This window comes from Leptospira noumeaensis (assembly GCF_004770765.1).
Taxonomy (GTDB): Bacteria; Spirochaetota; Leptospiria; order Leptospirales; family Leptospiraceae; genus Leptospira_A; species Leptospira_A noumeaensis.
Genome location: NZ_RQFK01000026.1, coordinates 839,697 through 858,718, shown reverse-complemented (window position 1 = coordinate 858,718; position 19,022 = coordinate 839,697). Strand labels below are relative to the sequence as shown.

18 protein-coding genes are annotated in these 19,022 nt (G+C 39.0%); 13 read left to right on the top strand and 5 right to left on the bottom strand.

Translation table 11 applies throughout. The features are described from left to right. The first annotated feature begins 63 nt into the window (after positions 1 to 63). The 5 genes from EHQ24_RS12245 (at position 64) to EHQ24_RS12225 (ending at position 4,792) form a co-directional block, all read left to right on the top strand. The gene (locus EHQ24_RS12245) at positions 64 to 1,101 is read left to right on the top strand and encodes a vWA domain-containing protein (RefSeq protein WP_244310455.1); all 1,038 of its coding nucleotides are present in this window, start codon (positions 64 to 66) and stop codon (positions 1,099 to 1,101) included. A 23-nt stretch (positions 1,102 to 1,124) separates the two neighbouring features. Then, on the top strand, positions 1,125 to 1,655 hold the full coding sequence (locus EHQ24_RS12240; protein ID WP_135601880.1) for a tetratricopeptide repeat protein: 531 nt from the start codon (positions 1,125 to 1,127) through the stop codon (positions 1,653 to 1,655). A gap of 78 nt (positions 1,656 to 1,733) precedes the next feature. After that, entirely contained in the window at positions 1,734 to 2,945 is a 1,212-nt protein-coding gene (locus tag EHQ24_RS12235) for a Crp/Fnr family transcriptional regulator (RefSeq protein WP_135601879.1), read from the top strand. A gap of 47 nt (positions 2,946 to 2,992) precedes the next feature. Further along, positions 2,993 to 3,298 carry an STAS domain-containing protein gene (locus EHQ24_RS12230; protein WP_135601878.1) on the top strand — a complete coding sequence of 102 codons (306 nt, stop codon included), beginning with the start codon at positions 2,993 to 2,995 and terminating at the stop codon, positions 3,296 to 3,298. 153 nt (positions 3,299 to 3,451) lie between these two features. Further along, positions 3,452 to 4,792 (top strand): adenylate/guanylate cyclase domain-containing protein, encoded by a 1,341-nt coding sequence (locus EHQ24_RS12225; RefSeq protein WP_135601877.1) that lies wholly within the window; start codon positions 3,452 to 3,454, stop codon positions 4,790 to 4,792. A 42-nt stretch (positions 4,793 to 4,834) separates the two neighbouring features. Here the strand turns inward: EHQ24_RS12225 and gmd are convergent, their stop codons facing one another. After that, complete coding sequence (gene gmd / locus EHQ24_RS12220; RefSeq protein WP_135601876.1) at positions 4,835 to 5,851, bottom strand: GDP-mannose 4,6-dehydratase; 1,017 nt, start codon at positions 5,849 to 5,851, stop codon at positions 4,835 to 4,837. A 147-nt stretch (positions 5,852 to 5,998) separates the two neighbouring features. On the opposite strand from gmd, the gene EHQ24_RS12215 reads away from it, so the two are divergent. Both EHQ24_RS12215 and EHQ24_RS12210 read left to right on the top strand, forming a co-directional pair. Next, a complete protein-coding gene (locus EHQ24_RS12215; RefSeq protein ID WP_135601875.1) occupies positions 5,999 to 7,327 on the top strand; it encodes a porin in 1,329 nt (442 codons plus the stop codon). Position 7,328: 1 nt separating this feature from the next. Continuing rightward, a complete protein-coding gene (locus EHQ24_RS12210) occupies positions 7,329 to 7,856 on the top strand; it encodes a hypothetical protein (RefSeq protein WP_135601874.1) in 528 nt (175 codons plus the stop codon). Here EHQ24_RS12210 and EHQ24_RS12205 read toward each other — a convergent pair. Next, on the bottom strand, positions 7,853 to 9,139 hold the full coding sequence (locus tag EHQ24_RS12205) for a DUF1501 domain-containing protein (RefSeq protein ID WP_135601873.1): 1,287 nt from the start codon (positions 9,137 to 9,139) through the stop codon (positions 7,853 to 7,855). The two genes, EHQ24_RS12210 and EHQ24_RS12205, sit on opposite strands and share 4 nt — an antisense overlap. 9 nt (positions 9,140 to 9,148) lie before the next feature. Further along, positions 9,149 to 10,987 (bottom strand): DUF1553 domain-containing protein, encoded by a 1,839-nt coding sequence (locus tag EHQ24_RS12200; RefSeq protein ID WP_135601872.1) that lies wholly within the window; start codon positions 10,985 to 10,987, stop codon positions 9,149 to 9,151. An 85-nt stretch (positions 10,988 to 11,072) separates the two neighbouring features. Here EHQ24_RS12200 and EHQ24_RS12195 point away from each other — a divergent pair, with 85 nt between their 5' ends. From EHQ24_RS12195 to EHQ24_RS12175, 5 genes are all read left to right on the top strand, one after another. Next, positions 11,073 to 12,134 carry a zinc ribbon domain-containing protein gene (locus tag EHQ24_RS12195; RefSeq protein WP_135601871.1) on the top strand — a complete coding sequence of 354 codons (1,062 nt, stop codon included), beginning with the start codon at positions 11,073 to 11,075 and terminating at the stop codon, positions 12,132 to 12,134. A 1-nt stretch (position 12,135) separates the two neighbouring features. Next, positions 12,136 to 12,663 (top strand): LIMLP_15305 family protein, encoded by a 528-nt coding sequence (locus EHQ24_RS12190; protein WP_135601870.1) that lies wholly within the window; start codon positions 12,136 to 12,138, stop codon positions 12,661 to 12,663. A 19-nt stretch (positions 12,664 to 12,682) separates the two neighbouring features. Continuing rightward, positions 12,683 to 13,678, top strand: a complete 996-nt coding sequence (locus EHQ24_RS12185) for an SPFH domain-containing protein (RefSeq protein ID WP_135601869.1) — start codon at positions 12,683 to 12,685, stop codon at positions 13,676 to 13,678. A gap of 193 nt (positions 13,679 to 13,871) precedes the next feature. Further along, entirely contained in the window at positions 13,872 to 14,090 is a 219-nt protein-coding gene (locus EHQ24_RS12180; RefSeq protein WP_004787168.1) for a hypothetical protein, read from the top strand. Beyond that, entirely contained in the window at positions 14,080 to 14,535 is a 456-nt protein-coding gene (locus tag EHQ24_RS12175; RefSeq protein WP_135601868.1) for a PIN domain-containing protein, read from the top strand. Before EHQ24_RS12180 ends, EHQ24_RS12175 begins: the two co-directional genes overlap by 11 nt. 17 nt (positions 14,536 to 14,552) lie before the next feature. On the opposite strand, the gene EHQ24_RS12170 is transcribed toward EHQ24_RS12175, so the two are convergent. Both EHQ24_RS12170 and EHQ24_RS12165 read right to left on the bottom strand, forming a co-directional pair. Beyond that, entirely contained in the window at positions 14,553 to 16,304 is a 1,752-nt protein-coding gene (locus EHQ24_RS12170) for a patatin-like phospholipase family protein (RefSeq protein WP_135601867.1), read from the bottom strand. A gap of 15 nt (positions 16,305 to 16,319) precedes the next feature. Further along, complete coding sequence (locus EHQ24_RS12165) at positions 16,320 to 17,636, bottom strand: MATE family efflux transporter (protein ID WP_244310409.1); 1,317 nt, start codon at positions 17,634 to 17,636, stop codon at positions 16,320 to 16,322. Positions 17,637 to 17,692: 56 nt separating this feature from the next. On the opposite strand from EHQ24_RS12165, the gene EHQ24_RS12160 reads away from it, so the two are divergent. After that, positions 17,693 to 19,003, top strand: a complete 1,311-nt coding sequence (locus EHQ24_RS12160; RefSeq protein WP_135601865.1) for an amidohydrolase family protein — start codon at positions 17,693 to 17,695, stop codon at positions 19,001 to 19,003. The last annotated feature ends 19 nt before the right edge of the window (positions 19,004 to 19,022 follow it).

Genomic DNA, 19,022 nt, shown 5'->3' with positions numbered 1-19,022 from the left:
GATGGTGTACAGGTGCGGAAAGAAAATAAAATCCTAGGTTGGCGATTTGGCAAATTTTGTAGAATCGTATATTGTGGTTTGTTTTTATTTTCCTTTCTTCCTCTTTCCATACAATCACAACCTAACAAAAGATATGTGTTCATACTCGATGCCAGTGGTTCCATGTCAGAAAAATGGGATGGAAAAACAAGGATGGCGGTTGCCAAAGAAAAACTTTTACAAGTCCTCGGCGGAATGCCAAAAGATGTGAGTGTGGGCCTTGTGGCTTACGGGAACCGAATCGCAGGTTGTTCTTCCGCAAGATTGTATCACCCCATCCAACGTGGGGCAGCCTCCGTCGTGAGTCAAAAAATTTCATCCATTGTTCCTGCGGGATCCACTCCCATCGCACAGACCTTAAGTGTGGTTGGTGAGTTTCTATTGAATGATGTACAAGAAACGGAAATTATCTTTATCTCTGATGGAGTGGAAAGTTGCGATGGAGATCCGAAAGCCGTTCTTTACCAACTGAAACAATCGGGAAAAAAATTTCGATTGCAGGTGCTAGGAATCGACATTGATCCCAAAGGAGAAGAAGATCTCAAAAGGCTATCCATCCTTGGAGATGGAAACTATTATCCTTTGAAACGTCCGGAAGATTATGATTCATCTTTCAAACGAATCTTTTTCGCACAAGAACCAGAATCGGTAATTCTCTCAAATTCCGAATCAAAACCTTTGCAAACTCAAGATACAACCACAACCTACCAAAACCAAATCAAAATTCTAAACATCCTTCCTTACGAAGATGGATCCGAATCCGGCTATATTCTCAACTACGAATACTCAGGAAAAACCAATACTTCTTATATGGTTCAGTTGAATCTCTATCCTGCAGAAGAAAAATTACGAAGTTTTCCCGTCCCACCCTTGAGAGAAAGAAGGATGGGAGATCTTTCCAAACACCAAATTGAATTGAAGGTGGGACCAGAAGGGAAAGGACGATTTGTGTTTCCACTTCCTAAAGGAAAACGAATGAAAGCCTCAGCTGAACTCTGGGATCTGACAGGAATTCCTAAAATTCTTGCTCTTTCGGAAGAAAAACCCGTTCACGAGAATTAAGATTCCGACCGAAACTGATAGTAATGAGACAGAATTCTATCATCAGGCAGTTGGGAAATAAGGTCTTTTTTACGCTAGGAATCCTTATTTCTGCGGGAATAGTTCCCCTCGCTGCTGACCGTTCGGTAAGCCAAATTTTTGCAGAAGAACGAACGAAACAAGGGGATCTCCTCTTCAAAAAGGCAAAAGAATTTTTGGAAGACCGAAACCACTACCAATCAGTAGAATCCTGTAAAAGTTTTTTAATCCTCTATCCAGGCCATCCGAGAACACGAGAGGTAAGAAAGGCCCTAAGTTCCAATTACCGAATGACTGGTGATATTTTAGCTCTAGCAGAGAATGAGCTTAAAATATATAAAGAATATCCTAATACAGAAGAAGGGCTAGAATCCTACTTAATTTCAGGAAAGGCCTATGTGCGGATGGGCAGAGAAGACAAAGCCTATCAGATTTTTCAGGACATTATCAAAAATACGTATTCCAGCAAAATTGCCCAAGAAGCGGAATTAGAACTGACTCAGATGGAAATTTTAGGAGAGAGTAAAAATAAGTAATTTTTACGAAAATATTGCCCTAGGGATCTCCGATAATAAACTAGGCACGTTGAGCAAAAAGGGTTCAGAGATTTAAGAATGTCGTTTTTTCAAATGGTTACTTTCCCAGCGAACTCCTACATCATTGTAGAGGGGAAAAAGGATGCGAACAATTTCTATATCATCCGTGAGGGGAAGGTACGTGTCACTCGCGAGACAGCTGTAGTCGGTGAAGATCCTAACCAAGTATTAGGACCTGGTGATTTTTTTGGCGTAGTTGCTGCTATGAGCCAACACCCACAAATTGAATCGGCCACATCCCTTACCAATGTATCTTTAATCTCTGTTAGTTATGACCAATTTGGAACTTTAATCCAAAAGTCTACTGCCGTTGCAATGAATATCATTCGTTTCTTCTCCATGAAGTTACGTCAATTTGATACCACAATCACAAGATTGTCTTTTAGAAATGCTGTTGAAGAAGATCCAAACGAACTCTTTAAGATCGGTGAATACTACTTCCAACAACAGAATACGTCCCATGCAACCTTTGCTTACCAAAGTTATTTAAAACACCTTCCCAATGGGCAGTTTGTTCCGCAGGCAAAACTACGTTTGCAGACAATCAACCAGCCATTCCAATCACCTCCCATTGATTACAATAAATTCAATCGAAACTACAAAGATAGTGAGATGATCTTTTGTGAACACGAACCAGGTAAGGAATTGTTCATCTTACAAAGTGGAAAAGTAAAAATTTCCAAAATTGTAAACCAAAACGAAGTGATGCTCGCGGTTCTCCAAGCGGGAGATATCTTCGGCGAGATGGCCATCCTAGACAATAAACCTCGCTCTGCTTCTGCTGTGGCAGCGGGCGATGTCGAACTACTTGCCATCAACAAAGCCAACTTTGAAGGAATGGTGAAAGCCCAACCACAACTCGCCACTCGCCTCATCACTCTTTTGTCTGAACGGATTTGGATTGCCTACAAACAACTTGCGAACCTACTCCTAAAAGACCCACAAGGCCGTATCGTAGATACCCTAATGACTTTGGCTGAAAAAAATCGGATCAAAGTAGCTCCCAAACAAGCATATAATTTTGAAATTGGAACCAAAGACCTTCTCAAGATGGTTGGTCTCACCGATCCAAAAGACGAACTGATCATCTCCGATATCATGAAGAATAATAAATTTATTCGATTAGATATGGGAAAAATTGTTTGTTCTGACATGGCAGAGCTAGAAAAACTCGTCCAATTCTATCATAAAAAGGCTAACATGGAGAATAAGCTCAAGAAACTGAAATAACTTCTTGCCAACTTTGTCTCCTGACTTACGTTAGAGGCAAACAAAATATGAGTGATAAGATACTAGTCGAAGAAAAAGGAAATGCGATCCGTGTTCGTTTTATGGATCAAATTCTGGATGGGAATGCACCAGAACTCCGTGAAATTTTGGCAGAAATTTTAGAAAAGAACGTTCAAGAGATTTATTTAGACTTAGAGAAAGTGGTGATCGTGAGTTCCCTTGGGATTTCTCGTCTCCTCTCTTTCAAAAACAAAGCCGATGAAAAGAAAATGACAGTGAAGATTGTCAACATCCAAGACAAACTAAAAGAAACTTTGAAGAAGTTGATGTTGGATCAGTTTTTCGGCCTGTAACCAATCTAATTTTTTTTAAACACCTACCTAGCCCAATCTGGGAGAAGATTCCGATTGGGTTATTTATTTACCCCTAACATTCTAGATTAAACTAAATTCGAGTCAAAACAATTTGAATTGATTTTCAATTCTATCAATTTTTAATTTCCCGTTATGTCCAAACGCATTCAAAAAATCCTAAACCGGTTACAACTTGCCCATCTAACGAAAGGGCTAAGTGATGAAAGTGCTCGTGCTTTGCGAGTGAATGCCACTTTTCAAACAATTATGTTTTTTATTCCCACGTTATTACTGCCGGTGATTTATTTTACGGAACCTCCCGAAACTCATTTAATCTCTTTTGCTTCTTATTTGATTTTTGTTTTACCATTAGGATATTCTCGTTTTCTTTTATATAAAGGAAATTATGCAATGAGTGCTGTTTTTGCACTACTTGCGAGTAATTTCCATATAACTATACTTAGTTTATCTCAGGCTGATGATCCAGCACCTCTAGGATTTTTACTTTTTGCAGTGATTCCTTTTTTAATGATTCCTAGGCAAAATATTAAACTCAGATGGTTCTTTGTGAGTGTATCTGCATTTTTATTTTTAAGTTCACAATACTACTATCGAGTGATGGGTGGAGAAGGTATTTTTGGTCCACCGAAGTGGGTTGTACCAGCGGATTTTTTAATGCCTCCACTCATATTACTTGTTATCTTTTTTATTCTTTTAATCAATCAGTTTGTAAAAGCAGTCAATCGGGCTGAAGACAAACTCATCTCAGAACACCAAAAGTCCGAAAGTTTATTACTCAATGTTCTACCATTGGAAGTTGCAAGAGAATTAAAACAAAATGGCGTGAGTAAACCAAAACATTATTCATCAGCAACAGTTTGTTTTACTGATTTTGAAGGGTTTACAAAAATTGCAGAGACATTGTCACCAACAGAACTTGTGGAAGAACTCGATCGTTGTTTTTCTTATTTTGATAGCCTTATGGAACGTCATAAACTCGAAAAATTAAAAACCATTGGTGATAGTTATATGTTTGTTGGTGGGATTCCCAAAACCAATCTTACACATGCCATCGATAGTGTTTTAGCAGCACTGGAAATCCAAGCATTTATGAACCAAATGAAGGAAATTAAAACCGCGCAAGGTTTACCCTATTGGCAACTCCGACTAGGAATTCATTCAGGGGAACTGATTGCGGGAGTGATTGGGGATAAAAAATTTGCTTACGATGTTTGGAGTGATACTGTGAATACTGCCAGTCGGTGTGAATCTTCTGGAATGACAGGAAAAATTAATATTTCCTCATCAACTTATGAACTGGTCAAAGATTTTTTCCAATGTGAGTATAGAGGGGAAGTTCCTGCTAAACATAAGGGGAATATAAAAATGTATTTTGTAGAAGGACTCCTTCCCGAATTACAAAGGGAAGGCCATCCGCAAGTTCCCAACCAAGAGTTTGTAAACAGGTACAAAGCTCTCGGAATTACAACTTAAGACAGGATTTACCAATCTTAAGTTGTGTATTTGTGGTGAAGCCTAAAATCCTTGGTCTTTCAAATCAGCTTTCATCATGATTTGAACCAATTCTTTAAACTTAACTTTTGGTTCCCAACCTAACTGACGTTTTGCTTTTTCTGGGTTTCCAATCAGAAGTTCTACTTCCGTCGGTCTGTAGTATTTTGGATCAATTTTTACAAGGACTTGGCCAGATTTTTTATCCTTACCTACTTCCTTGTCATCTTTCCCTTCCCAAACCACTTCAAATCCGGCAATTTTATAAGACTCTTCAATGAACTCACGAACTGTATGTGTTTCGTTTGTCGCAACTACATAGTCATCTGCTTTGTCTTGTTGTAACATCATCCACATCATTTCGACGTAGTCTGGAGCATATCCCCAGTCACGTTTGGAATCAATGTTTCCCATTGTGATGTAAGGAAGTTTTCCTGCTTTGACAGCAGAAACACCAAGAGTGATTTTTCTAGTCACAAAGGTTTCTCCACGTCTTGGAGATTCATGATTGAAAAGAATTCCGTTTGATGCGTGCAAACCGTACGCTTCTCTATAGTTTACAACGGCCCAATATGCATATAGTTTTGCTACGGCATAAGGAGAACGTGGGTAAAATGGTGTTTTTTCTGTTTGTGGAACTTCTTGGACAAGGCCGTAAAGTTCCGATGTGGAGGCTTGGTAAAAACGAGATTTGATTCCTGTTTGTTTGATGGCATCTAAAATTCGCAAGGTCCCAACAGCATCCACTTCGGCAGTATATTCTGGAACCTCAAAAGAAACCTGCACATGGGACTGAGCCGCCAAGTTATAGATCTCTGATGGTTGGATTTTTTCTAAAATTCGGTTTAGGTTAGAGGAATCTGTCATATCTCCATAATGAAGGTGGAGATTTTGGTTTCCGTGCAGGTGTTCAATGCGATTGCGATTGAAAAGGCTTGTTCTGCGAACGATTCCGTGGACTTCGTAACCTTTTTGAAGCAGAAGTTCTGCTAAATAGGAACCGTCTTGGCCTGTGATTCCGGTAATGAGTGCTTTTTTCATAGATCAGAGATCAGTATTTTAAGTTTCTTTGGTAAGAAAAGGAAAAATGAGCCTGGAAAGGTAAATATTCTGAAAAAGTAATCTCGATTTCCTTTTGCCAATTCCTCTATTTTTTCAACTGTGACATTTATTACAAAAATCTCAGTTATGTTACATAAGATTCCTAATCCATTCCGATTGGTATTCCTATTTTGGTGTATCTACTCCCTTCCTCTTGCATTGGTTGCGGAAGAAAAACTAGAACCTAAAATAGAAACAAATACCAACCAGGCAAACCCACCAGCCACCACTCAAACGCCAGTGGTAACGGCTCCAGCGCCACCCACACAAGTCGTGAGCGCGCAAGAAAACAAATCCAATTGGGAAACGGGACTCGGCAAAGGAATCAAAGCAACATCCAATGATGGTAAACACAATATCCAACTGAGATTCAGATCCCAAGTCCAAGGAAACCAAAGTTTCCAACTGGATCCTTCTCAGGACACAACCAACTTTCTTGTCCGTCGCACAAGACTACAACTCAAAGCAGGTTTATTCAACGATACTTGGCTTGTGAATTTACAAATGGGATTTGCTGAACGAGATATGGAAAGCCAAAGGCGGAACACTTTAAGAGATGCGAACATTGTGTACAACCAGTATCGGGATATAAAAGTTGCTTTTGGCCAAATGAAAGTTCCTTTTAGTAGACAACGTTGGAATTCCTCCAGTGCCTTACAAACGGTTGATAGGTCTTCTGTTACCGCTGAATTTAATTTAGATCGTGATGTAGGAACTTATCTTTTTTCGGAAGATCTATTTGGCAGCAAACGAATGTTTGCTTATTATCTAGGTGTTTTTGGTGGGCAAGGGAGAAACCGAGTCGAAAGACAAACTCCCGGTGTTCTGACTGTTGCTAGATTTATTTTTTCTCCCTTTGGTGGGATGTCCAAATCCGGTTCTGATAATGATTGGTTGTCGGAAGGTGACTTTGCCAGATACAAAGAACCCAAATTGTCGATTGGAGTGTCTGGAGCTTATAATAAAAACTCAGACCGTTCTCTCAGTACACATGGAACAGAATTTACATTTGCAAAATTCAATTATAGCCATGCGGCTGGAGATATCTATTTCAAATGGATGGGTTTTTCCTTCCAATACGAATGGTTATGGCGAAGAGCAAACACTGCTTATGTGGAAAGAACAGTAAGCTCCGCACTCTCCAGAGAATATTCTAGAAGTGGACAGGGCCACTTTGTCCAATTGGGATATTTGTTTACGACTAATTATGAACTTAGTTTTCGTTTTGGTGAATTTCGTCCATTGGGAGAAACCGATCCTAGTTTGAAGTATTCTAGGGAAGTGGGAGGAGCGCTCTCTTATTATTTCGCAGAACACAATTTAAAATGGCAAACGGATTACTTTTATTATACAGGAACTCCAACGGCTGCGGAAGGGGATCATGTGGTTCGAACCCAAATACAGGTATTCTATTAAAATGAACCAATTGATAAGAACATATATCACAATATTTTTGTTAATTTCTTTTTTGGGACAATGTAAAGCCCAAAGAGAAGATAAAATTAAAGAAACACAAAACAAGTGTTTGGAGACTATGTATTTGGCAAGTCTCAATGCTGGAAAACCAGGATTCAGCGGAACATTCCAATTTTTAGGTTCTTGTTCTGGAACTTCCAACTATTCACCATCCTGTATCGAACAGTATGCAATTATAAAAGAAGAGATCACATGCCCACTCGGATATACAAAATCTACAGTCAAATGTTCGGTGCAAAACTTGGTGGGAGTTTGTAGATACCAACCAAATGGCGATACAACCAAGGTAACTACTGTAGTTTATGTTAAACCAAATGATACAAGTGAATCAGCCATCGCCAATTGCCAAAGTTATGGGACAGGTTCCCTATTTACAGAAACCTATCTTAACCCTGGAGACAGATCTACTTCTCTCGATTCCATCCTGACCACTGCCTTCGTTTGTATCGATAAGGCCGAAAAAAACTAAAACAGTCCTTCATACACTTTGGCTTTTTTGGTGGTTAACAAAAAGGGACGACCAAAGGAATTGGTCAGTGTGGCATCGGGATCGACTCCTGCCGCTTTGTAAATGGTAGCGACAAGATCTCGAACATGAAGTGCTTCATTTGGTTTTATTGGTTTGGATCCAGTTTCATCGGTTTCTCCCAAAACATAGCCTTTATCAAATGGGCCTCCACCAAGTAAAGTTGACCAAACTTTGGGATGGTGGTCACGACCATCCCTTGATCCCACATCAGGGGTTCTGCCAAATTCACTAGTAAGAACAAATAATGTTTGTTTGATGAGGCCAGTATGGTTTAGATCCTCTAACAAAGCCGCAATTCCCATATCGGTTTCTTTCATAATTTTTGTAATTTGTGCTTTGTTTCCGGTATGTGTGTCCCATCCTCCAAACGAAATATGAATGAATGGAACTTCCTGGGCTGCGAGTCGTTTGGCAAGTAACATGGCCTTGCCTTGCCAAGTGGTTCCGTAACGTGCTTTTGTTTTTTCATCTTCCAAACTGATCCGAAAACTATCTATGTTTTTGGAATTTCGAAATTCTTCCGCTGCTACAAGCATATTCTTCCAATGTTTGGATTCTCTTGTCGGATAGGTTTTTGCAAATTCTTCGTTCATAAAGGAAACCAAATCCTTTCTTCGAAGGATTCGATCATCGGCAAATTTTCCATAAGATGGATTTAAGTGTTGAATGGGTTCATCTACATTTCCTATATGATAACCAGAATAATCGATTCCGAGGAATCCAGCGTTTCCATTTTTCCCACCACGACCGCCAATCGACACATAACTTGGGAAATACGAAGGTTTGACTTTTGATTTTTTTGCATAAGCAATCACGGCCCCGAAATGGGGGATGTCAGGAAATCCCATAGCCTCTGTCATTCGGTATCCTGTACTCAGTAACATCTGTGCAAAACCGTGATCCCCTTCTTCACTCCAGGTTGATCGAATGATTCCAATCGTATGCAGTTGTTTGGCGGTAAGGGAAAAAGGTTCTAAAACGGAAAGTCCAGAAATACTGGAACTAACTTTTCCAAAAGCACTGTTTGGTTTGGGATCAAGAGTGTCTACATGGCTCATCCCTCCCATCATTTCAATAAAGATGACTGACTTTACCTTGGAAGGAAGAACAATGGACTCCTCTTCTTCATCGGCAAGCAAACTACCGGAAGAATTGGCAGAAAACAAAAAGGGACTCAGTCCCAAACTGAGAATTGATTTTTTTAAAAATTCTTTGCGATCCATTATGATTCCTTAGTTGATATGTTGGAACTCTTGGCTATTGATGAGAGCCCAGAGAATGTCTTGGAGTAAATCTTTGTCAAAAGTAGTATCTGGTTTTGAAAGAAGTGTTTTTATTTTTTCTTTTTCTTTCAAATTTGGTTCGCGACCTAAAAGTCGGAAGTAAAGGTTCGTGATGACTGCATTCATTGATTTTATTTGATCAAATTCAGCTTTCACAAGGGAATCTTTGTTTCCAAAATCCCATACCAGTTTTCCCACCACACGACCATTCATTAGTGTTAACATTTGTTCAATGGTGAGTTCTTCCACATCATCTGAAATATCCACACGGGGGCCAGATCCAAACACTGACAACATCGTGTGATAGGGTGCAGGCCTTTCCACTTCGACGGCGTTTGAAAATTCTTTTAAGTTGTCTTGAGGGAATCGAATAGATCCTGTACCTGCCAAATCATAAGGTTTTTTATCCATCAGGCCTGTGATCCAAGATAAATTCCTTTCGCGGATATTACTGATTTTTTGGGAATCGGAAATTCGAATGAGAGAGTTTAAGAGTTGGTCACTGTCCAATCGTTTGGGAGTAAAATAACGAATGGGATCTTGGTCACTTGGATTGTTTGTCAGCGAACGATTGTAAGCATTGGATGTGACAATGTATAAAATGAGTTCTTTGAGTTTTAAGTTGTTGGTTAAAAAATAAGAATCGAGATGGTTTAAAATTTCTTCTCCTGTAACAACTGTGTCTTCATTCCAATCGTCGAGTGGTGTGAAAAAACTCCAACCCATAAGTTCTGTCCATACTCTGTTGATGATGACTTTGCGGAACCTGTCATTGGATTTGTTTGTCAACCAATCAGCAAAGGCCTTTCTACGATCTTCGCCAGGTTTTAGTTTTGCTTCTTTTCCATCCAAGTACTTGGGCCGAACCAAATCTCCGCCGGGAGCATCATCTGTATGAGGAAAACGAAGTCCGAGTTTCGGTTGGTAATAAAGTGTGGCATACTCTACTTCATGTTTCTTTTGGTAGTCTTTTCGTTGTTCGTCGCTCCATTTGTTCCAATTGTCTCGATTCCAATCATTGTTTTTGTCTTGGAGATTTTTTTGGTCTTCCATAGGAAGATGGACTTCTAATTCTCTCGGAACATAACTAAACGATTTTCCATACCGATCGGCCTCCCAAGTGCCATCCCGAAAGAATTGTTGGCTAAAAAAAGCAGCCAAAGCATAATAATCCCTTCTTGTAAAATCAGAAATATAAGGATGGTCATGGCACCTAGCACAAGCCACTCGTTTTGCATAAAATAACCGACCTACATACTCTGCTGTTTGTAAAGGATCCGCCCCATCCCGAATGTAGAACATGGTAGCCGGTGATTCTTTTACATTGCCAGTAGAGGTTAACATCTCCTGCACCAATTGGTCATATGGTTTATTTTTATGAATCGATTGTGCTACATATTGAAAGAAAGCTCCTGTTGGGATTTTACGTCCCTTGGATTTGTCACGAAGCATGGATGTAAACTTGGTTCCCCAGTATTCGGCAAACTCTGGTTGTTTTAAAAAACTAACAGCAAACGATTCTAAACTTTGGTCGGGAGTTAGGGCATCTAATTCTTTCCATTCGCTCACACTGGGAATCACCCCGCGGAGTTGGAGAGAAAGCCTTCGAAAGGTAATTTTTCTTTCCGCCTTAACCATATTAGGTGAAAGTTTCAAGTATAAACTATCTAATGGATGAACCGCATTCTGTTTTGAACGCGACTGAATGTAACCAAATGAAATAATAACAAGGAGGAAAGACAGAATTAAGAAACGAAAATTGCCAAATGGTTTTAGTACCAATCTCATATTCTAAGGATTCTAGGATGGATTTTGGGAATTGAAAATATTTTTCTTGCAAAAGTCAATTTTTTGCGGATAAACCTTTGTTGCGATGGCAGAAGAAAAAATCTATGAAATGCTTTGGGACTGCGAGTTTTGCGGTTCTAAAAAGTTACTCGGTAAAACACATAGGCATTGTCCGAACTGCGGAGCCACACAAGATCCGGGCCGTAGATACTTTCCAAACGAAGCAGATAAAGTCGCTGTCCAAGATCATATTTATTATGGGGCAGATAAAACCTGTCCTTTCTGCCAAACTGCCAATGGTGCCAAAGCTACGTTTTGCGGGAACTGCGGTGGTTCTCTCGATGGTGCTCAAACTGTCAAACTTCGTTCTGACCAAGATGGGCTCACCGAAGATTCTGTTCAAAAAGCAAAAGAAGATCTAGCATTTGAAAATTCTGAATTCATCAAACCACATCCTAAAACTCCGAAATGGGTGTTATGGTTACTAGGAACCATTGTTTTTGGTGGGATAGGATTTGTTTGTCTTGGTGTGTTATGGACTGAAAAAGTAGAACTACAAATCACTCACCATGAATGGTCTCGCACCATTGCCATTGACCAATTCAAGCCAGTTTCAGAATCCGAATGGTGTGATTCGATGCCTATGGGTGCGTACAGTGTGTCCAGAAGTCGTCAGATTAGAAGTTATGACAGTATTCCTGATGGAGAAGATTGCCGTACAGTTCGTTCGGATCGTGGAGATGGAACTTTTTCAGAAAGTGAAAGTTGTACAACGAAATACAGAAAAGAACCTGTGTATGATGACCATTGCAGTTATCGAATTGATAAATGGGCCTTTGATCGCAACGCTGTGGCCAAAGGATTTGGAACCACACAGGAACCTTATTGGCCCACTCCCCAAATTCGCGAATGTTCCAGTACAAGTATCGGTTGCGAAAGGTTAGGTACAAAAGAAGAAAAGTACTTAGTCCATTTCACTGAGTCCAGTGGTAAAACCAAAGGTGAAAAACATGACTGCGAATTTGACCAAACAAAATGGAAATCACTTCCTGCCAAAGCCATTTACCAATCAGAAAAAAGTGTCATCTTTAACTACATCACATGTGACACCATACAAACATTAGACGGAATCGAAACAGAGGAATAAAATGGATCCAACTTGGTTAAAAACCACATTAGAACGATTTAAGAACGAACAAGATCCCATTCGAAAGTTCTTAAAAGAAACCAAACTATTTGAAGAAGCTCTGGCCAACCAAGAGTTTGAAAAAACGGATCTTTTAGTTCGTAAGGAACTTGGAGCGTTACTCTCTACCTTTAAAGAAAGTTTTCGTAAACTGGAAGAAGGTTTTGTGGCGAAAGCTCAAATCCAAAACATCGGGAAAACAAATCCAGCCACAACTTTACTAGACCGAATCATTATGAAGGTCAGTTCCGCAGGTTATGGAATGAATGGACTTGGCACCGGTGTCAAAGCCACATCGGCAGAAATAGAAAAACTATTAAACCATGACTTTTCTATGTTGGAAAAAGCAGATGTTTTACAAAAAGAAATTTTGGAAACACTACCAACCGCTTTTGCCTCAAATCCAGAAGCAGCCATTGAATCGACTAACAAACTATTGTTAGACTTCGAAACTCAATTTGAATCAAGAAACTCAATCTTTTTAAAATAACAGGATAAGGAAATAAAACATGGCACTAATAGATAGAATTAAATTTGAAGGCAGTCCCAATGAAATCGTTTGGAAATATCCATCTGATGAAATCAGTACCGCAGGCCAACTTGTTGTAGAGGAAAACCAAGAAGCCATTTTTTTTAAAGAAGGCAAAGCTTTGGATACCTTTGGTCCAGGAACTCATACTTTAAAAACGGGAAACATTCCCATCCTCGAAGCTCTCGTCAATCTTCCGTTTGGTGGAAAAACTCCTTTCACTGCAGAAGCATATTATGTAAACAAAGCCATTTTTGCAATGAAATGGGGAACCAACACTCCAATTCCCTTGGAAGATCCCAAATACAAAATTGTATTAAACATCCGTGCCTTCGGTGATTACAAATTCCGAATCAAAGATTCGAGATCCTTTTTACTCAATGTAGTGAAAGGTGGAAACAGAACTACAAACGAATCCGTAGATGAATTTTTAAAACCAAACATTGTGCGAGGAATTGGTGATTTTATTGCAGAAGTGATCTTAAACAACAACACTTCTGTGGTTGAAATTAACAAATTTAGAGATGAAAGTTCCACTGCAGGAAAAGTCAAACTCGCTCCTGAATTTGAAAAGTATGGAATCGATTTAACAGAGTTTAACGTATCTTCGGTGAACTTTGACCAAAACGATCCCAACTACCAACGAATCCAAAAAATCATCACCGACAAATTTGAAATTGATATGCTCGGTGATAAATACCAACAGAAGAAAATGTTCGATATTGGACAAGCGGCCGCAGAAAACGAAGGCCAAGGTGGTGGGGCCATGGGTGCCGGGATGGGCATGGGAATGGGGATGAATATGGGCCAGATGATGGGCAATATGATGAACCAAGGGGGAGGCCAAGGTGGTGGGGCACCGGCAGCGAATGATCCAGCAGCAAGAATTGCCAAACTCAAAGGACTACTGGATCAGGGTCTTATCAACGCAGAGGAATTTGAAGCAAAAAAAAAGGAAATCCTTTCCTCTTTGTAATTCGAATCTCCCAAACCAAACTTGAGCAAACCAAAAAAACACTCCATCTTGAGAAAGTATCTAACTTTCTTTAGGTGGAGATTGGAACTAAATAATTAGAAAATCAGAAAATTAACCAGAAACTGGTTTACTGTAATAAAATAACCAATTTTCAATTTGACAAATTGCACGAAACTCGTGTAAAATAATAAACATGAAAAGTATTACTTTTAGAGCTGATGAAAGGGCAATTGAAAAAGCTCGTCTAAAAGCAAGTAAACAAAAAAGGTCACTCAATGACATTTTTAATGAATGGCTCCGCGCTTATTCTGAATCTGAGCCAAAAGATTTCGATCTAGATGCATATTTGAAAAAATTTGAATATGTAAAAATAAACCGAAAAATAACCCGTGAAGAAGCAAATGAAAGGTAAAGTCTTCATCGATACGAATATATTTATTTCCTTCTTTTCACATAAGGATTTTGAAAAAAAGGAAATCTCTTCAAATATCATAAAAGCTTCTTTTAAATCTGATAGATTTTCTATAAGTTACCAAGTCATCCAAGAATTTAGTAATGTAATGCTTACAAAAGGACAACCACCGATGAAAGGTCAGGATATTTCAAGTTTCATAGAAAAAATCTTAGATCCAATTTGTTCTTTTTTCCCAACAATTGAATTTTACAAAAATGCTCTGAAATTAAGAGAGAAGAATAAATTATCTTATTATGATTCTTTGATTATTTTGGCTGCTTTAGAGCTCAATTGTGATTATTTATTGTCTGAAGACTTTAATGATGGAACAAAATTTAACAAATTAAAAATCATCAATCCATTCAATAAGATGAATACAAAATTACTAAACTCTATTCTATAATTCCCAATTTTCAACGCTTAAGAAAACAATTGTTTGATCTCTGCTAAGTTTGCTTCGGCTTCGGCTTCACCTTTATCAATGATTTCTTGGTAACGGGCAAAATCAAATAACTGAAACTCTTCTAAATGGAAGTGTACGAATAAATCCAATTTGGGCCTTTTCAGCCTTGTGATCTCTCGACCTTCCAAAGTGATAGTTCTTGTCATAATCTGCAAGATTGGTGGGTATTTTAAAGTATCCCAGATATAACGAAAAAATCCTTTTTCTGTTGTATTGCGATCTTCAAAAAGTTTGACCGGAACAATTTCCTGCATTGGAGATACGTTGATGCCCATCACCACATCCGCACCCTTAGAACGAATGAGATTTTCCGGAACGTTATTGATCATTCCACCATCAACTAACAACTTTTCGCCGAGCCTGTAAGGAGGAAAGGCTCCAGGCAAACTCATTGCACTGGTGAGTGCCTCTGTGATTGGGCCTTGGTCAAAAATATGTTCTTTCCCGGTTTGTAAATCCACAGCAGAAGTGGCAAAAGGAAGTGGAAGTTCTTCGATCCTTTGGTCACCAAAAGCTTTCTTTAACATTCGTTTCATTCGTTTCCCTTTAAAAAAGGCAACGACGGGAAGAGTAGGATCAAAGGCACTTTCCAATCCACCAAAGAAATTTTTTATCATTTCTTCAATTTCTTCAGGCGAATTTTTTCTCGCATATAGAGCGGCAATTACGGCTCCCATAGATGCACCCGATACAAAATCAAAATGAATTCCTTCTCTATGTAAAACTTTTAACAATCCAACATGAGCGAGGGCTCTGGCACCACCACCACCTAACGCTAAACCTCTGGTTTTGGAAACCAAATACCTTGCCAATGTATCTTTTTGGTAAAAGTTTTTGAGTGATTGGTCTTGAGGGAGATAACTTTTACGAACTCCACTTTCCATCAGACGGATAGCGCGGCCCTCAAAGTTTCGAATTCGGTTTTTCCAAAAATGAATGATTTCTTCTTTTTCCTTATAAAACTTTTCTGGTTCATCTTCCCAAAAAACGATAAAGTCAGACTGAACTACTAAATAATGTAAATCCATTCGCGAAGTGGCTTCATCAAAATAAATATGAAGTAAGGGTGTTTTGTTTCTAAGATTGGATAGATACTCTGAAATCTGAGTGGGATCCATTCCTTTAAAAGTGGATATGGGAATGGCTGATGATAATTTTTTGGTGACTTCACCATATTCATCAATGAAAGATTTTACTTTTTCGCCAAAATTATATTCAGGTTCCAAAGGGACATGAACACATAACCTGCGTAATCCGACAAAATTATCTTTGTGACTGGGTCTGTTTAAATTCTCTCGCATCCGAGATCCCATCATTTGGATGATGTTTTGTGCAAAAACTTTCTCTTGAGATGCCAATTGTAAAAACAATTTTCCATTCAAAACGTAAACGAGAGAATCAATGACTGCAATGGCAGATGTAGAATGATTGGAACTGGAGATAAGGGAATTTTCGGCCAACACTTGACCTGAACCCACATACACATGACTTTGACCGGCTACATTCTCGAGAAGGATTTCACCATACCTTACAATGTAAATGGATTCCGAAGACTCTCCTTTGTAATAGAGAGCTTCGTGGCTTCGAACTAATTTTTCTTGGACGTTGTTAGCAAGTCGTAACAGAACAGATGGGGGAAGTTTTTTGAACAAATCCACAGACTTTAAAAATTTTTGAATGGCCTGCCTTTCTTGTTCTGTTCGTTTCATTTTCCCCTCGTTCTATTAAATTCGTATGTTCACCCACTCCTTCTTACGAAATTTTCTGACAAAAAGCACTGCCATGAGTAAAATCCAAATAAAAAACGCAGACCAGATTCCAAAATTGCCCCACGCTAGGACTATCCCGAATAAATAGGCCAAAGGCAACATGATGAGAAAGGAAACAATGAGATAAACAAACATCACATAGTACATCATACCCGCACTACGAAGTGCAGAACCAATCACCATATGATAGGCATCTCCCACTTGGATGAGGGCCACAATACAAAGTGCAGGATAAGCAACCTTTGCTACGGCAGGAACATCTGTGAATAAACCAATGAGCCAAGGCCCACCGATGATAAAAAAGAGTCCCATACTTCCCATCACAATCGCAGAGAACGTGGCCGAACGCATGGTTCCTTCATAAGCCAATCGAATTTTTCCCTGACCCATAGATTGGCCAAGAATGGTAGTGGCTGCAATTCCAAATGAAAAACCTGGCATAAAAGACAAACTAAGGCATGTTAATACAACACTAGCCGAAGCTAAGGTGGTTGTGCTAATCATTCCTGCAATTTTATAAAATCCAGAGAAAGCAAAGTTTACAAGTGTTCCTTCGACAGCAGGTGCGAACCCAACCATACAAAGTTCTTTGATTGTCGCGATACTTGGTGCAAAAATCTCATATTGAAAGAATTTGATCACATCTTTACGGAAAAAATAAAATATCACAATGAGTAGAGATGGGATGGAAGACAAACTGGAAGCAATTGCTGCCCCTTTCACTCCCCAAGCTGGGAATCCCCAGTTTCCAAAAATGAGTAACCAATTGAAAAAAATATTGGTAACTGCAGCTAACATAGAAGAGATCATTCCCACTTGTACAATTCCAATTCCGTCAAAGAATCCACGTAAAGCGAATCCCACAAAAAAGAGAACGGTTCCTATAAATCGGTAGGAAAGATACACTCCTGCCACTTCGATCACTTGCGGATCATCTCCGATCCAACCCATAAGCTGAGGAGCGTAAATGAATCCAAAATAGGAAAGTAATGCACCTAAAACAAAGGATAAATAAACGGAATTAACTAGTGTGATTCCGACCCCTCTGTCATTTTTTTCGCCAAATCTGCGTGCTACGATGATTTGCACAGCCATGGATCCACCCATAAGGAAGGCAAAAATGGAAAAATAGACCATTCCGCCAAACCCAACTGCGGCGAGAGGGACTTCTCCCAGTTTACCAACCATAGCAGTGTCTGCTACCATGATGGCTGTATAACTGATCATTCCAAAAAAAACTGGGATTGCTAATCCAAGAATTTTCTGATTCAATCGAGTTGGCTGCAAGATGCGTCTAATTTTGTGAAGCATAGTTTTGTCATTCTTATATGTATTGCGATCTACACAACCACCTTTATGGATGTTTACCCCCCGAAACTTTGTTTCGAATTGGCAAAAATAACCCCGAACCTAGATGGCACTTATATCTAGATTCCTATGAAAAGGCTTATGGTCAAAAAATTAGACCTTCTACCTTTTTTGAAGATTATTCGGACATAAAAGATTTTTCCAAACTCTATCATTTTCGAGAAAAGGCTCCCTTTTTACATTTCCAAGCAAAGTTCAATTTGATCATCGCCTTAGTAAAGTTTGATGAAAAAGAAATTACAGAAGTCACTCATGATGTAGTTCTTTCCAATAGTTTGGAAGATATTAGTTATGCAGAATATCGTTTGATGTTTGGTAAAGAAGAACCTAAAGAAAGTTTTTATAGCAAACTGATGGCCTGTTTGGAAGGATTATCCAAAGGAGAAACTTCCGCCAAAAAAGAAGGCAAAACCATCCAGTCCAAACTAGTGATGTCCTTACATAGAGATATAAACTATGAAAGGCATTATGATTGGATGAAAAATTGGATGGAAAAAGATTCCGTCATTCGTAATGGACTTGTGGGAATTGACTTCTGTCATATCGAAGAAGGACATCCACCAAAAGATAAAAAAACTTTTTTCCAATCGATAATCAAAGACAACAAAGCGGAACCTAACACTGCCCTATCGATTCTTTATCATGTGGGTGAAAGTTTTAGAGATAAAACTCCTTTCTCTGCTGTACGTTGGGTTTTAGAATCAGCCGAGAATGGAGCCCATAGACTGGGTCATGCTTTGGCTCTTGGAATTGACTCTGATTATTTTTTAGGAGATGAAAGAACAGAGCTCGTATCGGAGGCCAAGGATCAAATAGAATGTGAATTGGAATCTTATGAAGAAATCACAAGTTTTGGACCCTTCTATCCCAAAGAAGAACTCGAACTCAAACGAAAGGATTTAAAAACAAAACCAGATTCTGAACTTTTAAAAATTCAGTTTGATGGAACTCAGTCCCAATACTTACATACCTTCCAAAACTATGTTATGTCAAAAATATCACAAACTGAGGCCGTTGTTGAATGTTGCCCTTCTTCCAATTTATACATTGGAATGTTAGAATCACATATTGATCATCCCATCACAAGGTTTTTGCAAAACGATATTAAACTTACCATAGGATCTGATGATCCTGGTCTATTTGGAACCACTATGTCAGAAGAATATGGACACGCCCATACGGCAGGAGTTTCCGAAAAAGATTTGGAGGCCATTCGGGAAAAGTCATTTTCTTACAGATCCACCAAACTTTCTGGACGTGAATTGGATTGACCCTGATACAGATTGGGTA